Raw genomic sequence first — 14,970 nt, forward strand, 5'->3', positions numbered from 1 at the left:
TGACATGATTTTTTAGAATGTAAGATTAAGTCCCAACATGAATACTCTGTTTGTCGGATAAACAAAATTATCGAAACCACGGGACGTTGCATTGTCTGCATTATTGATGTCAGGAGTGTAACCACTATATCCTGTGATTGTAAACAAATTTTCCGCATTCACATATACACGCAGTTTTTGTATTTTATCCTGGAACCAACGATTCGGGAATGTATATCCTAACTGGACATTACGCAGACGGAAGAATGAACCGTTTTCAAGGAAACGATCACTCTGGGGCCGGGTGTTCTGGTTCGGATCATCCCAAACTAAACGGGGATGCGATGCACCGGGATTGTCCGGAGTCCAGTAATCGAGTGTAGAAGCCAGGAAGTTCGTTCCTTTGTTTACACCTTCCAACTCTAAACGGGTTCCATTATACACTTTATTGCCAAAAACACCCTGCATGCCCAATAAAAGGTCAAATCCCTTGTAGCTTGCATTCAGATTTAATCCCATAGTCAGTGTCGGGAACGGACTGCCGCAATAGACACGATCGTCATCCGTAATTTTTCCGTCACCATTAGAATCCTTGAAACGGATATCTCCGGGTTTTGCATTCGGCTGAATCAAATTACCATCCTTTACATATGCATCTATCTCCGCCTGGTTCTGGAACAGACCTTCTGTTGGGATCAACCAGAAACCACCGATCGGATAGCCGGCCAACGTACGGGTTGTAGCTACATTGGTACGGTTTTTACCACCTTCGATAACTTGATTGGCATCTCCCATTTCTACTACTTCATTTTTCATCGCATTACCGGTCCAGGTAATTCCATAAGAAAAATCTTTTGAAGGGGCATCATTCCAACCCACAGTCCATTCCACACCTGTATTTTTGATTTTACCGGCATTACGGACGGGATCGTTTGCACCACCTGTCGAGATAGGAATAGGCACTGTCAACAAAATATCTTTAGTATTCTTACGATACCAGTCAGCCGTGACCATCAACCGTGAGTTCATAAAAGCCATATCTACACCGATATTGGTCATTTCCGTTTCTTCCCATTTAATTGCCGGATTCGCAAAATCTTTGGGGAATGCACCACTGATCAAACCGCCGTTGCCATCCGGATAATTAATATTGGATGTAATAACACTGGTGTACATATAGTCGTCAATTTCCTGATTACCCAGGATACCATATCCCGCTCTCAACTTCAACTGGTCCATCCAATCCTTTGACTGTTCCATAAAATGTTCTTCTGCGATATTCCAACCGACCGAAACAGAGGGGAAATGTCCGTATCGATTCTCTTTGGCAAATTTGGAAGAACCGTCCCGGCGATAAGTTGCCGTAATCAAATAACGATTATCATATGAATAGAATACACGGGAAATGATTGAGGTCAACGCGCTCTCTTTCGACCATGTATCATTCATACGGTCCTGTGTAGCAGCACCTACTTCAGTTATTCCTTCAGGCAACCCCTTACCGGAAGCCAGTATATAACGGGTATGATAATTCTGATAAGAATATCCCAACAAAGCACTGATTTTATGTTTACCGAATGTCTGATCAAATGTCAACAGATTTTCAATCAGGAAATTATTCTTTTGATAACGATATTCGGTCATGTTGGACACTGCATTATTACGCAAACCGAAATCATAAATATTTTCATAAGACGTATTCCGCTCAAAGGAGAGATCAGGAGTTGCATTCAGACGGTATTTAAATCCTAAAGGCAATTTAACCTCTGCATACAGGTTGATATAAGCATTGTAAGCGTTCCATGTCCTGCGCGTCAGGTTTTCATCCAGGATACCCAGCGGATTAGGAATATCGGTTGCATCACCATACACTTTACCATAGCCTCCCTTTTCGTTGGTCGGATCATATTTTTGAAGAGTCGGGATAGACTGAAGGATAATACCCAGATAACCACCACGTGCAAAACCGTACAAAGGATTATTCTGTTGTGAACTGAACACGACATTGTTTCCAAAAGTAAACCAACCACGCTTATATTCCGATTTAAACTGGGCATTATAGCGTTGGTAATTCGTACCTTTTATTGTTCCGTCCTGATTGACATAACCAAGACCTGTATAATAAGTAAAATACTTTGTGCCGCCTCTGACCGTCAGGTTATAATTCTGCATCAGGGCAGGTCCCATCATTTCATCCTGCCAGTCATTACTTTCTTTCATATCGGTTGCCATTTCAAGCGGACTGGCACCGATAGCCTGACGGGAAACGGTTGTCAGGCGCGCCCAATCTTCCGCACCCAGCATATCCAGATATTTGGACGGAGTTTGCACACCGACATTTACCGAAGCATCGATAATCGGTTTTCCTTCCGTATTGGAACCGGATTTTGTGGTAACAATAATAACGCCATTGGCAGCACGTGAACCGTAGATGGCAGCAGAAGAAGCATCTTTCAGCACATCTATACTTTCAATATCGTTCGGATTCAGATGGTCCATGCTACTCATATACATTCCATCCACAATATACAACGGACTGGCATTGTTCAAGGTACCGATACCACGAACCATGATACGGCTGCTCTGTCCCGGAGCGCCACCCTGGGACACAATATCGACCCCGGCAATTTTACCTTGAAGGGCCTGGCCGATATTCACATTACTCTGCGTACTCAGCTTCTCGGTACTGATATTTGCCACGGAACCGGTAAGGTCGGCTTTCTTCTGTGTACCGTATCCGATTACGACAATTTCATCCAGTGCTTTGGAATCTTCCACCAATACCACACGGATATTCGTTTCATTTCCTACCGGTATTTCTTTTGTCAAATAACCAATATAAGAAATATTCAATATAGAGCCAGCTTCCGCTTCAATTGAAAACTCGCCATTTATATCTGTAACCGTTCCGTTGGTAGTTCCTTTCACAACTACATTCGCCCCGATAACCGGTTCGCCGTTTGAATCGAGTATCGTTCCATCGATTTTTTTTGCCTGTTGCTGGATTTCAGCATCCGTTTTTCCTGTTACTTTGGTTAGTACGATATGCGTACCTTCCATATCAAAATCGATTTCCGAATTCTTCAGGATATTTTTAAGGACTGCCGATACCGGCTCATTTTTAACTTTGACAGAGACCTTACGGTTCACATCTACCTGATTATTATAGATAAACAGATAATCGGTCTGTTTTTCGATTTCGCCTAATACTTCGTCCAGTTGGGCATTACGTTTACTAATACTCACCCGGGCATTTTGTGAATGTGTATTTTCTGCGAAAGAGCAGAACACACATACTAAAAGTAAGAACGTGGTGATTCGCATAATTCTAAAGATTTGTTTAAGTTTCGGGCTTTTAGGATAATACCTACCCGACAAAGAGTTTTTTTTCATACCTTTGTTGATGATTTGAAGTTAATACAGTTTTTAATTGAATTGTGTTGATTGAATGCCGGTAATTGCCCCCCAGCGTTTGCCGGCATTTTTCAGCTAGTGATCATGTATATTATTCATAAGCATTCTTTTAAAGTTAATAATATCATTATTACAATCTTATTCTATATAAATTATCTGGTTCTCGTCATCCCGCTGATAAGTAAACTTTATATCCTTCTGCAATACCCTCAGCGCATAATCGATACCGTCTGTCTGTCGGAATTTACCTGTGTAAACGTATTTAAAGACATTCTTGTTTTTCACCTGAATTGTTAATCCATAGTATTTTTCAAAATCTTTCATAATGGATGTAAACGTTTCATTCTTAAAACAAATCAAACCTTCTTTCCATCGGTAAGGATTATAGTCATCCACAGCGGTTACATGCAATTTTCCATCTTGCAGATAAACCTTATTGTTCGGTTTCAGAGTTATTTTTTGTGTGGAGTCGCTTGCTGAAGCTACCTTTACGCTACCCGACATTAACGTTGTTTCAAACTCGCCTGTTTCTGAATAGGCATTTACATCAAATTTGGTACCCAATACCTCTACGTTATAATTATCCGTTTGCACGATGAACGGTTTGCTTTTATCTTTTGTCACATCGAAATAGGCTTCGCCATCCAAGACCACCTGACGATTATTTTTACCGAATTTCACCGGATATGACAGTGAAGTCCTGGCATTTAGCCAGACATTTGTGCCATCGACCAATGTGATATTAATACGTTGGCCTGCCGGGACAGTGATTGTCTGCATCGCCATCAATTCTTTTTCCAACGAAGACTGATAATAAAAATAACTTCCTCCCAAAGTGATTGCGACAACTGCAGCTATTTTGATTAACTCAGTTCTAAGAGAACTAAGGTTTATAGAAAATCTTTTCTTTCCGTTCTTAATTATTTCTTCATTCCCCAAAAGCAACATGGCATCAAACAATTTCCGTTCTTTCAAAAAGGCCAGGCGGTTCTCAGCAGACTCTTCCATCCACTGTTTTACAGCCGCTTCCTCCTCGAATGATGCGTTGCCTTCAAAAAATTTATATAATATATCTTTGTTCATTTTATGTCGTTTAGGATTACCCTTCTATATTAATAGCAGTTCACACTTGCATATCCCTAGTAAAAATACAAAAAAAATATTACAAACTCAATTTTTCCTTTATATGATATTGTCTCCAGTGGTGTCAATAAAGACAGAAACAGCTCTGATTTTATCAAATTTGAGCTATCTATTTAAGTGACTGGTTGTAACTGGCTCCCCTCTCGAGAGGGGGAAGGGGGTGTGTCATATTCCCACCTATACAACCATCCTAATCAGAGTCACTTGACTATTGCAAGTTCATTTGCCGTCTGCTTCAGCTGACGGTTTACAAGTTGTTTCTCTCTTTTGGCTTCAGCCACATGTCTCTTAGATAGAAAACTGTAAGAGATGGGACTAAAGTCCAATGAGATAGATTCTTTACTTATCCGTCAGCTGAAGCAGACGGCAAATAAACCTGTAACAAGGCTTGTTTTATTGACTGGCTTTAACACACCCCCTGCCCCCTCTCAAGAAGGGAGCCAGTTACAACCAGTCACTAAACTGATAGCTCAAATCTTTCTAGATTTGTTTGCGAAGCCTAACTCTCACCCCATTGCAGTGGGGATTTTCCCCCATTGCAGTGGGGATTATTCCCCTTTGTAGCGGGGAAAATTCCCCACATAAACAAAAACAGTGGGGAATTTTAGCGAAAGAAACTTTCTGCGGTAGAAATCCGATCCGCCCAATAGAGCTGAAATAAAATGATACTTTACATTTTATTTCTTTTTTTATCCTGCCGGACCTGTTTTTGAATCCTTCCAAAGAAATATTAAAACTCTTTCTAGAGAAATAGATAAACCTTAGTTCTCTTAGAACTGAGTTAATCAAAATAGCTGCTGTCATCGCCCTTACGCTTGGCGGGAGTTTTATCTACCGGCAAATGCAAACGGAACAGACTCCGATAGCATTGCAAACAATCACTGTCCCGGCAGGACAACGCATCAATATTACATTAGCAGACGGAACAAATGTCTGGTTGAACGCACGGACTACCATTCAATACCCAATCACCTTTAACGAAAAGGAACGTCTGGTAAAACTGGACGGCGAAGCCTATTTCGATGTGACAAAAGATAAAAACAAACCGTTCATCGTGCAAACAAATAATTATAACGTAGAGGTATTGGGTACTAAATTCGATGTCGATTCTTATTCGGAAACAGAAATATTTGAAACAACCCTGATGGAAGGAAGTGTGAGGATTTCTTCCCTGACCGATGCAAACGAAAGCCTGATGCTCACCCCCAATAATAAAGCCTATCTATATGAAGGCAAACTGCGGGTGAAACCGGTAGACGATTATACGCCTTACCGCTGGCGGGAAGGCCTGATCTGTTTCAAGAACGAGACATTTGCATCGATCATGAAAGATTTTGAGAAATACTATGGGATAAACATCTATATCACAAATAAACAAGTACAAAAATACTTGTATACAGGAAAGTTCAGACAAACCGACGGCGTTGATTATGCATTGAGGGTTTTACAAAAAGATATAAAGTTTGCCTATGAACGGGATGACGACAATCACATTATTTATATCAAATGATTTTAACAATATGTTTCACCTAAATTAAAATGCTTATGGGATAAAAAATTTGTTAACCGTAATGCCGATGAAAGCTGGGGGGCAATAGCCGGCAGACATCCAATTAACACAAACTAAATTATTAATTTATTAATTTCAAATCACAACAAAGTATGAAAGAAAACACTTTGTCGAGGTGTAATTATCGGGCACCGCGACCCTTAAAAATTTTCAGAATTATGAGAATCACGACATTCCTGCTCTTAGTATGTGTGTTCTGCACTTTTGCAGAAAATACACATTCACAAAATGCGAGGGTCAGTATTAACAAGAAAAATGTTCAACTGGAAACAGTACTGAACGAGATAGAACACCAGACTGATTACCTGTTTATCTACAACAACCAGGTAAACGTAAACAAGAAGGTGTCGTTAAAGGCTAAAAACCAGCCTGTCTCAAAAGTGCTGGAAGAATTGTTGGCTGATTCGGATATCACATATTCTGTAGAAGGAAACCATATCGTACTTGGTAAACAGACTATGGCTGCCGCTCCGCAACAAAGTAGTACAATCAGAGGTAAAGTAATCGACACCAATGGAGACCCCGTTATCGGAGCCAACATTGTTGAAAAAGGAACAACCAACGGAACTACAACGGACGTAGAAGGGAATTTTTCTATTAACGCAAAGTCAGGTTCAACGCTGGTAATCACTTTCATCGGCTATGTCAGAGAAGAAGTGAAAGCTAACGCCGGAAGAAGAATGGAAATCATCTTACAGGAAGACTCCGAAACATTGGAAGAAGTCGTTGTCGTAGGATACGGTACCATGAAAAAAGCAGACTTGACAGGTTCTGTGGCAACTGTCGGCTCGGAAGTGATCGAAGACCGTCCGTTAACTAACCTGGGAGCCGGTTTGCAGGGCGCAATCGCCAACTTGAATATCTCCTCTTCCAACGGTGCTCCGGGAACAGGCTCAACATTCAATATCCGTGGTACGACAAACTTATCCGGCGGAGGTCCGCTGGTCCTGGTGGACGGTATCGAAATGGACCCAAACCTGATTAACCCGCAGGATGTGAAGGATGTAACCGTTCTGAAAGATGCGGCTTCCGCGTCTATCTATGGTGCACGTGCCGCTTTCGGTGTAATCCTGATCACCACTAAGACAGGTTTCGTATCACAAAAACCGGTCGTTTCACTGAGTGCAAACTATTCCATCAACGTTCCGACCGTTCATGCCAATTATATGAACTCCATGGAATATACCCAATGGATGAATGATGCCAACACGACAAGCAACGGTAGTAACTATTTCGATGACATTACTATGGAGCATGTCAGAAATTATTACAATGATCCGGTCAATAATCTTCCGGTATTCCATCATCCGGACGATGCAGCCAGCAAATACCGTTATTGTGGCAATACCGACTGGTATGAAGCCTTGAATAAGAAAAGTTATCCGATGCAACAGTACAACATCAGTGTACAAGGCGGTAGCGAAACAGCAAAATATATGACATCGGCCGGTATGTTCCAGCAGGACGGTATCTCTAAATGGACAGACGAAGATTACAAACGTTTCAATGTATTGCAACACGTAAACTACAAGGTGAACAAGTGGTTGCAGGTTGGCTTGAGAGCAACTCTGTCAATGGTAAAAATGAATACCGGTCCACAAAATAAATACGGTAGCAACTCTTTGGGAGCCACCATTCCGGGCGACAGCCGCCCTCTGATGCCGGTTTATCATCCGGACGGACATTTTGCCGGTTACTGTGGCGACGGTTACTTTACGAATCAGGCAGCCTGGTTATCACAAGGTGGTTCTGCCGAAATGAGAAACAATAATATGTATGCAACGGCATTCGCTAAACTGAACCCGTTCGAAGGATTGGAAATCAACTTCGATTATACATATAACTACTATAACTATTCTTTCAAGAACCATGTACGCGAATACATCGACTATGACGCTGATGGAAATCAGGGTTCAATCTTCCCGCATACATCTCCGAATCAGGTCTCTTATAACAAAAGAGAATCGCAGTACGACGTATTCAATGCATATGCTACCTATAAGAAAAAAATCAACAAAGTACATGCTTTGGAAGGAATGATCGGTTTCAACCAGGAAAATGCGACTTATAAAGGTGTGAGTCTGAGCAGAAACAATCTGATCGCCAACGATATTCCATTCCTGAACCTGGCAACCGGCGACCGCTCAACCAGTGATTATATGAACCAGTGGGCCATCCGTGGTGCTTTCTTCCGTCTGTTCTACGCTTACGACGACAAATATCTGGTACAGGTAAATGGCCGTTACGACGGTTCTTCACGTTTCCCGAAAGATGACCGCTTTGCATTCTTCCCGACATTCTCATTGGGTTGGAGACTTTCACAGGAAAAATTCTGGAAACCGATCGCCCATATCGTAAATGACTTCAAGATCAGAGGTTCTTACGGAGCTTTAGGAAATCAGGTATTACTGCAAGGTGGTAATGACATGTATTATCCCTATATTTCTACCTATACCACAGGTGAAGTAGGCTACCTGTTTAGCGGTGAAAAACAGATGGGTGTATATGCTCCGGGATTGGTAAGCGACCAGCTAACCTGGGAAACAGTTAAACAATGGGACTTAGGTTTTAACTTCTCTATGTTTGACAGCAAGCTGACCGGAGAATTCGACTATTACGTTCGAACAACAGAAGACATGTTGACAAAATCAAAAACATTACCTTCCATTTTAGGTATTTCTGAACCTCAGATGAATGCTGCCGATTTGAGAACCAGTGGATGGGAAGTAGCTTTAACCTGGAAATCGGCCTTACAGAATGGTTTGGCCTATAGCGCGACGCTATCTTTATCAGACTATCAGGCTGAAATCACCAAATATGATAATCCGACAAAAAACTTGTCTGACAATTATTATGAAGGTAAAAAGCTGGGTGAAATCTGGGGATTCGTAACAGATGGTTTATTCCAGTCTGACGAAGAAGCCTCTTCATGGAACCAGTCAAAAATAGTCGGTTATACGCAATATGCCGGTGATATCAAATTTGCCGACCTGAATGGTGACGGAGAGGTTACAAGAGGCGAAAACACGGTCAACAACTCAGGTGACCTGAAGATCATCGGTAATGAAACACCGCGTTATAACTTCGGTATCCGTGGTACAGCCGAGTATAAGGGCTTCGATTTCACGTTATTCTTCCAGGGCACTATGAAACGTGATATTATACCGTCAAAGACATTCTATCTGTCTCATTATACATCTGAGTGGTCTGTTCCCCAAAAGATGAATTATGACTATTGGAGAGAAGACAACCGCGATGCGTTCTTTCCACGTGCCCGTATGAACGGTTCTGCTGTAAATGAAAACCAGACCCGTTTCATGTTGAATGGTGCTTATATCCGTTGTAAACAGCTCGCTCTTGGTTATACTATTCCTAAATATATCACGGAAAAGGCTAAAATCTCCAAGCTGAGAGTTTACTTCAATGCAGACAACTTGTTTGAATTCTCCGGAATGCCTGACACTTTCGATCCTGAATTGGCTACAGTAAATGCTTATCCATTTATCCGGTCATTCTCTTTTGGTGCTAACCTGACATTCTAAGATGAAACATTGTAGAATAATTAAAATTAAGAACAGAATGAAAAAAGTATATTATATAGCAAGCATGTCTTTATTACTTGGATTTTCCGCATGTAATAACGACTTTATGGACTTGTATCCGGAAGATAAGATCAACGACGAGACTTATTGGAAGACAGAAAGCGACTTGAAAAACTTTGCCAACCAGTTCTATACAACACTGGATAATACCGGTATATATAACAGTGACAATGCCTCAGACAATCAGGCACCTCAATCTAAGGATAATTTTGTTTGGAGCGATTACACCATCCCTACAGCCGGAGGGGGTTGGGCTAAAGGCGACTGGGCTAATATCAGAAGTTGTAATTATTTTTTGAGCCGTTATCATACCGTTGAGGGGAATGCTGAAAAGATCAACCAGTATGTAGGGGAGATTTACTTCTTTAAAGCCAAGTTCTATTACGAAAAAGTTCTTCGATTCGGTGATGTACCCTGGTTGACAACAGACCTGACTACTTCTTCCGAAGAGCTATACAATCCACGTAATGATCGCGGAGCTGTTATCGACTCTATCTGTGCTTGCCTGGACAAAGCCAGCGAATGGTTGCCGGAAACAATGCAAGACTCACGTCTAAGTAAATATGCTGCATTGACTCTGAAATCCAGGGTATGTCTGTTTGAAGGAACCTGGAGAAAATACAGAAATCTTGAAAATGCAGATAAGTATCTACGTATTAGTGTAGATGCTGCCGAAAAAATTATCAATAGTGGTAATTTTACTGTTTACTCTACCGGTAATATTGAAGACGACTATCATGCACTGTTCAACCAACAAGATTATTCAAACAATAAGGAAGCAATCTTTTTTGCTGCCTATGTGACAGATAAACGCATGAATAACAGACCTCGTACAGTCCGCGAGTCATATACTGGTATGACCAAAGACTTTGTAGAATCATTCTTATGCGATGATGGTAAACCTATTGCTTTAAGCGACCGGTATAAAGGTGACGTAAAATTCACTGATGAGTTTGAAAATCGTGACCCGCGTTTGAAACAATGTATATACACACCAGAACGTCCTATAGCTATATTGGCAGATGGTTCTGAAGAATATGAAAATTCTCCGGTATTCAGTAATCTCTCAAATACAGGCTACCGCTTATACAAAATGTATTCTCCGTTAGCGGAAGATAACGAATATATTAAATGTACGCTGGATGACCTGATCTACCGATACGGTGAAGTTCTTCTGAATTATGCCGAAGCAAAAGCCGAATTGGGTGAATGCGACCAGGCGGTTCTGGACAAAACGATCAATAAACTGCGTGACCGTGTAGGCATGAAACATCTGACTACAGATGTAGGATTTACCGATCCGAACTGGCCGAAATGGGAAGTTCCCATCTCTCCGCTATTAAACGAAATTCGTCGCGAACGTCGTGTAGAACTGGCTTGCGAAGGCCTCCGTTGGAATGACTTGTGCAGATGGAAAGCAGGGAAGTTACTGGAAAACATAAAAACTTATTTAGGTCCGCGCGATCCGGCAACAGGTGAATACCGTGTTGTTTATCCGGGTATGACCCGCACATGGTACGATCGTTTATACCTGTATCCGATACCAACCGACGAATTTACTTACAATCCGAACTTATTACCTCAAAATCCGGGTTGGGCTAATTAAAATGACCTCATTTGTAGGAGCGAGAAAGATTTCGCTCCTACATCTTTTTTTATTATACTTGCATCGTAAAATATAAGTTCATCATGAAAAAAACATTTGCAGGATTACTAGCAGCCCTGTCGGTTCTTATATCCTGTTCTTCAAACGAAACAACAACAGTTGTTACCCCGAATGCCCGCCAGCAGGCTTGGGCTGAAGCAGAAATGGGTGTATTGATCCATTTTGACATGCCGGTTTACCAACCGGACTATAACTTTAGAAATTGGGGCACGCACCCGAATGCTTCCATCTTTAATCCGACAGAATTAAATACCGACCAATGGCTGGAAACCGCGCACAAACTAGGAGCCAAATATGCCGTACTTGTAGCCAAGCATTGCAGTGGGTTCAGCCTGTGGCCTACAGAGGCACACGACTACAGTATCAAACAATCTCCCTGGAAAAACGGCGAAGGTGATATTGTTGCCGATTTTATCGCTTCCTGTAAAAAGTATAATATCAAACCGGGAATCTATGCCAGCACAACGGCAAACGGTTATCTGTATGTAGACAATCCCGGCGTTGTCCAGGAAGGCAGTCCGGTCACTCAGGAAGAATACAACAAAATTGTGACTCAGCAATTGACTGAGTTATGGAGCAATTACGGGGAATTATTTGAAATATGGTTTGATGGCGGCGTGCTTTCCAAAGACCAGGGCGGTGCAGACGTACTATCCCTGGTACAGAAACTACAACCCAATGCCATCGCTTTCCAGGGTCCGTACGGTCATCCAAACCTGATCAGATGGGTAGGCAATGAGGAAGGCGTCGCCCCTTATCCGTGCTGGTCTACTGCCGATTCGACAACCAATGCCGACGGCACGCGTGTCATAAATGGCTTGAACGGCGATCCTTTCGCTCCGTTCTGGTGTCCGGGGGAATCTGATTTCACCCTGCGCTGGAACCGTTCCTTCCAGGGAGGCTGGTTCTGGACGGCCGGACAGGACAGCATGATGTTCACTCTCCCTGAACTGCTGACAAAATATGAAACCAGTGTAGGAAGAAACACAAATATGCTGTTGGGATTAGTTATCGACGACAGGGGACTTATTCCGGATGCCGATGTCCGCCAGGTGGAAGCGCTGGGCAAAGAGATTACACGCCAATATGGTAATCCGCTGCAACAAACATCGGGCACCGGATCGGAATTTGTCATTTCTTTCGACAAGCCGGTCAGCATCAACCGTGTCATCTTGCAGGAAGATATCTCAAAAGGAGAACGGGTTCTGAAATATACCCTGAAAGGTAAAAAGAATAATGAATGGATTGACCTTTCTTCGGGTACCTGCATCGGCCATAAACATATAAACAGGTTTGAAGCACAAACGCTCGATGCAATCAAATTAGTTGTAGACGAATCCAAAGCTGATCCCCTGATCATGAACTTTTCAGTTTTTGAAACCATCTGAACGACCTACCCGGAAAATAACGGACATTTCCTGACTTCATCAAAAAGTCTTTTCCAAAAGAGGTACGTCTAATTGAAATTAGAGGTAGGTGTAAATTGATTTAGAGGTACGTCTAAATTGATTTACACCTACCTCTATCTAAAATAAGGATAGGACGAATTTTTGGAAAGAAGTTGACTTATCCATAAATCAAACGTTTTGATTATATTTTATTTGTTTTATATTTGTATGTCAAAACAGCAATATGCAGGATAATGAGACTAAAATAAAATGGAGCCAGTTTATCGCAGGGGATAACGACTCGTATAGTTGGTTGTATAATGAGTATGTACAAACCTTATATCAGTACAGCCTTCGTTTTACCTCAAACCCTGAACTAATAAAAGATTGCATACAGGAAGTTTTTACTCAACTGTATAAAAACAGAGAGCGTCTCATCGTTCCCGATAATATTAAAGTATATTTGTTTGTTACCATAAAGAACTGTGTATTACGTGCTCTTTATAAAGAATCAATCTACGAAAGAAGTACGATGGAACAAGTTCCGTTCTTACTCGAACCCACAGTGGAAGACGAGTTCATCAATAATGAACAATACAAAAATCAGCAAAAGAAAGTCAAAGAGATTCTCTCCATACTGACTCCCCGCCAAAAAGAGATCATATACTATCGGTTTATTCAAGAAATGAGCATGGAAGAGATATGTATATTAATGGATATGAATTATCAGTCTGCACAAAACCTGATACAACGATCATTAAAAAAAATCAGACAAAATTATAGTTCTACCGGATTATTCCTTTTATTACTTTACCTATCAATGAAATAGTACAACAAAAAACGACTCTTTCAAAAAAAATTCTCTTTAGTGAGTATAAAATAGGTAACAACGTCTCCTTATATAAAATCCTTCTTGATATAAATGAGAAAAGATTATACAAAATATAAAGCAGACGAGTTACTGAACGACGATTATTTCCTGCTATCGGAATTATATCCGACAGAAAAAGACCGAAAGTTCTGGCATAAACTTCAGCAAGCTGACAACGCTCTTGCTGAAGAGATAGAATCTGCTCGTTTTTTCTTAAAAAGTATCAAAAGGATATCCTACAATTCAGCTCTATCGGTCGACGATGAAAAAGAATTATGGAAACGTATACAAACAGCCAATACGTTATACGATAAACACACAAAGAAGATTCATTTCCTGAAAATAGCGGTTTCTGTAGCAGCCTCCTTGCTGATAATCTCCGCTTATGGATGGCATACTTTATACAATCAGGAACAAGCGATCGATTATGAAGCTATGATAAGTACCATTCCGCAAACCGACAATCCGTCGGAGAACGTTCAGCTGATCCTTTCAAAAGAAAAAAAGATATCTATTGAAGGGAAAGACACCCGGTTGGAATATACAAAGGAAGGAAATATCAATGTAAACTCGGAAGAAGTAAACATTGAAAAAGAAGATATAAAAGAAGAAAAAGTTCAATCGTTCAATCAATTAATTGTCCCGATAGGAAAACGTTCTTCCATTACATTCACAGATGGAAGTAAAATGTGGGTGAACGCTGGTTCAAAAGTGATTTATCCCGCTCAATTTACCGCCGACAGCCGGGAAATATTCGTAGAGGGAGAAATTTATCTGGACATTGTACACGATGAAAAAAGACCTTTTATCGTAAAAACCAGAAAAATGGAGGTCAGAGACCTGGGAACCCAGTTTTGTGTCTCTGCCTACGATAATGAAACAAGCAGTCATGTTGTACTGGTAAAAGGAAAAGTTGAAATAGAAACAAAAGGAAAAAGGAAAAATACATTAAGTCCTAATCAGTTGTTCCTATATGACAACAAGAGTGATGAAGAATCCGTGTACCACGTAAACACACAAGATTATGTTGCCTGGAAAGACGGATATTATCAGTTCAATCACCAGAAGCTGGATGTTGTTCTTGAGAAGCTCTGCAAATACTATGGGATTAAAATCCATTGGGACGAAAAAGTCAGTGAACTCACTTGTAGCGGAAAACTGGATTTGAAGGAAACCCCCGAGAAAGTACTCAGTGCACTTCAGAATGCCGCCCCGATCAAAGTCGAGCAAACAGGCGAACAGATTTATATTATTGTCAAACATTAAAACTCACAAAATTATGGGACCTTAGATTTAGAGGGATAAAATTTTAGAAATTTCCCCTCACTAATAATTTA

General features: G+C 41.1%; 8 protein-coding genes. 6 read left to right on the plus strand and 2 right to left on the minus strand.

Translation table 11 applies throughout. From position 1 onward, the window contains the following. Positions 1–12 precede the first annotated feature (12 nt). Together NBH15_RS03840 and NBH15_RS03845 are read right to left on the minus strand one after the other, a co-directional pair. Complete coding sequence (locus NBH15_RS03840; RefSeq protein WP_244050274.1) at positions 13–3,372, minus strand: TonB-dependent receptor; 3,360 nt, start codon at positions 3,370–3,372, stop codon at positions 13–15. 159 nt (positions 3,373–3,531) lie between these two features. Continuing rightward, positions 3,532–4,476 carry a FecR family protein gene (locus tag NBH15_RS03845; RefSeq protein WP_186959872.1) on the minus strand — a complete coding sequence of 315 codons (945 nt, stop codon included), beginning with the start codon at positions 4,474–4,476 and terminating at the stop codon, positions 3,532–3,534. Positions 4,477–5,377: 901 nt separating this feature from the next. Between NBH15_RS03845 and NBH15_RS03850 the strand changes: the two genes are divergently transcribed. The 6 genes from NBH15_RS03850 (at position 5,378) to NBH15_RS03875 (ending at position 14,899) form a co-directional block, all read left to right on the plus strand. Further along, entirely contained in the window at positions 5,378–6,046 is a 669-nt protein-coding gene (locus NBH15_RS03850) for a FecR family protein (protein ID WP_128134040.1), read from the plus strand. A 218-nt stretch (positions 6,047–6,264) separates the two neighbouring features. Next, a complete protein-coding gene (locus NBH15_RS03855; RefSeq protein ID WP_250822042.1) occupies positions 6,265–9,648 on the plus strand; it encodes a TonB-dependent receptor in 3,384 nt (1,127 codons plus the stop codon). A gap of 37 nt (positions 9,649–9,685) precedes the next feature. Beyond that, positions 9,686–11,314 (plus strand): RagB/SusD family nutrient uptake outer membrane protein, encoded by a 1,629-nt coding sequence (locus NBH15_RS03860; protein ID WP_128134042.1) that lies wholly within the window; start codon positions 9,686–9,688, stop codon positions 11,312–11,314. Between the two features lie 83 nt (positions 11,315–11,397). Next, positions 11,398–12,762 carry an alpha-L-fucosidase gene (locus tag NBH15_RS03865; protein ID WP_128134043.1) on the plus strand — a complete coding sequence of 455 codons (1,365 nt, stop codon included), beginning with the start codon at positions 11,398–11,400 and terminating at the stop codon, positions 12,760–12,762. Between the two features lie 244 nt (positions 12,763–13,006). Then, positions 13,007–13,591 (plus strand): RNA polymerase sigma factor, encoded by a 585-nt coding sequence (locus NBH15_RS03870; RefSeq protein ID WP_128134044.1) that lies wholly within the window; start codon positions 13,007–13,009, stop codon positions 13,589–13,591. A 93-nt stretch (positions 13,592–13,684) separates the two neighbouring features. Next, positions 13,685–14,899 carry a FecR family protein gene (locus tag NBH15_RS03875; RefSeq protein ID WP_128134045.1) on the plus strand — a complete coding sequence of 405 codons (1,215 nt, stop codon included), beginning with the start codon at positions 13,685–13,687 and terminating at the stop codon, positions 14,897–14,899. Positions 14,900–14,970: the final 71 nt, after the last annotated feature.

The sequence above is a fragment of the Parabacteroides caeci genome (assembly GCF_023656795.1).
Lineage (GTDB): Bacteria > Bacteroidota > Bacteroidia > Bacteroidales > Tannerellaceae > Parabacteroides > Parabacteroides segnis.

What these genes read in the sequence shown, in the direction of transcription:
- NBH15_RS03840 (WP_244050274.1), bottom strand. Translation starts at nt 3,372, where the DNA reads ATGAAAAAAAACTCTTTGTCGGGTAGGTATTATCCTAAAAGCCCGAAA.
- NBH15_RS03850 (WP_128134040.1), top strand. Translation starts at nt 5,378, where the DNA reads ATGCAAACGGAACAGACTCCGATAGCATTGCAAACAATCACTGTCCCG.
- NBH15_RS03870 (WP_128134044.1), top strand. Translation starts at nt 13,007, where the DNA reads ATGCAGGATAATGAGACTAAAATAAAATGGAGCCAGTTTATCGCAGGG.
- NBH15_RS03860 (WP_128134042.1), top strand. Translation starts at nt 9,686, where the DNA reads ATGAAAAAAGTATATTATATAGCAAGCATGTCTTTATTACTTGGATTT.
- NBH15_RS03875 (WP_128134045.1), top strand. Translation starts at nt 13,685, where the DNA reads ATGAGAAAAGATTATACAAAATATAAAGCAGACGAGTTACTGAACGAC.
- NBH15_RS03845 (WP_186959872.1), bottom strand. Translation starts at nt 4,476, where the DNA reads ATGAACAAAGATATATTATATAAATTTTTTGAAGGCAACGCATCATTC.
- NBH15_RS03865 (WP_128134043.1), top strand. Translation starts at nt 11,398, where the DNA reads ATGAAAAAAACATTTGCAGGATTACTAGCAGCCCTGTCGGTTCTTATA.
- NBH15_RS03855 (WP_250822042.1), top strand. Translation starts at nt 6,265, where the DNA reads ATGAGAATCACGACATTCCTGCTCTTAGTATGTGTGTTCTGCACTTTT.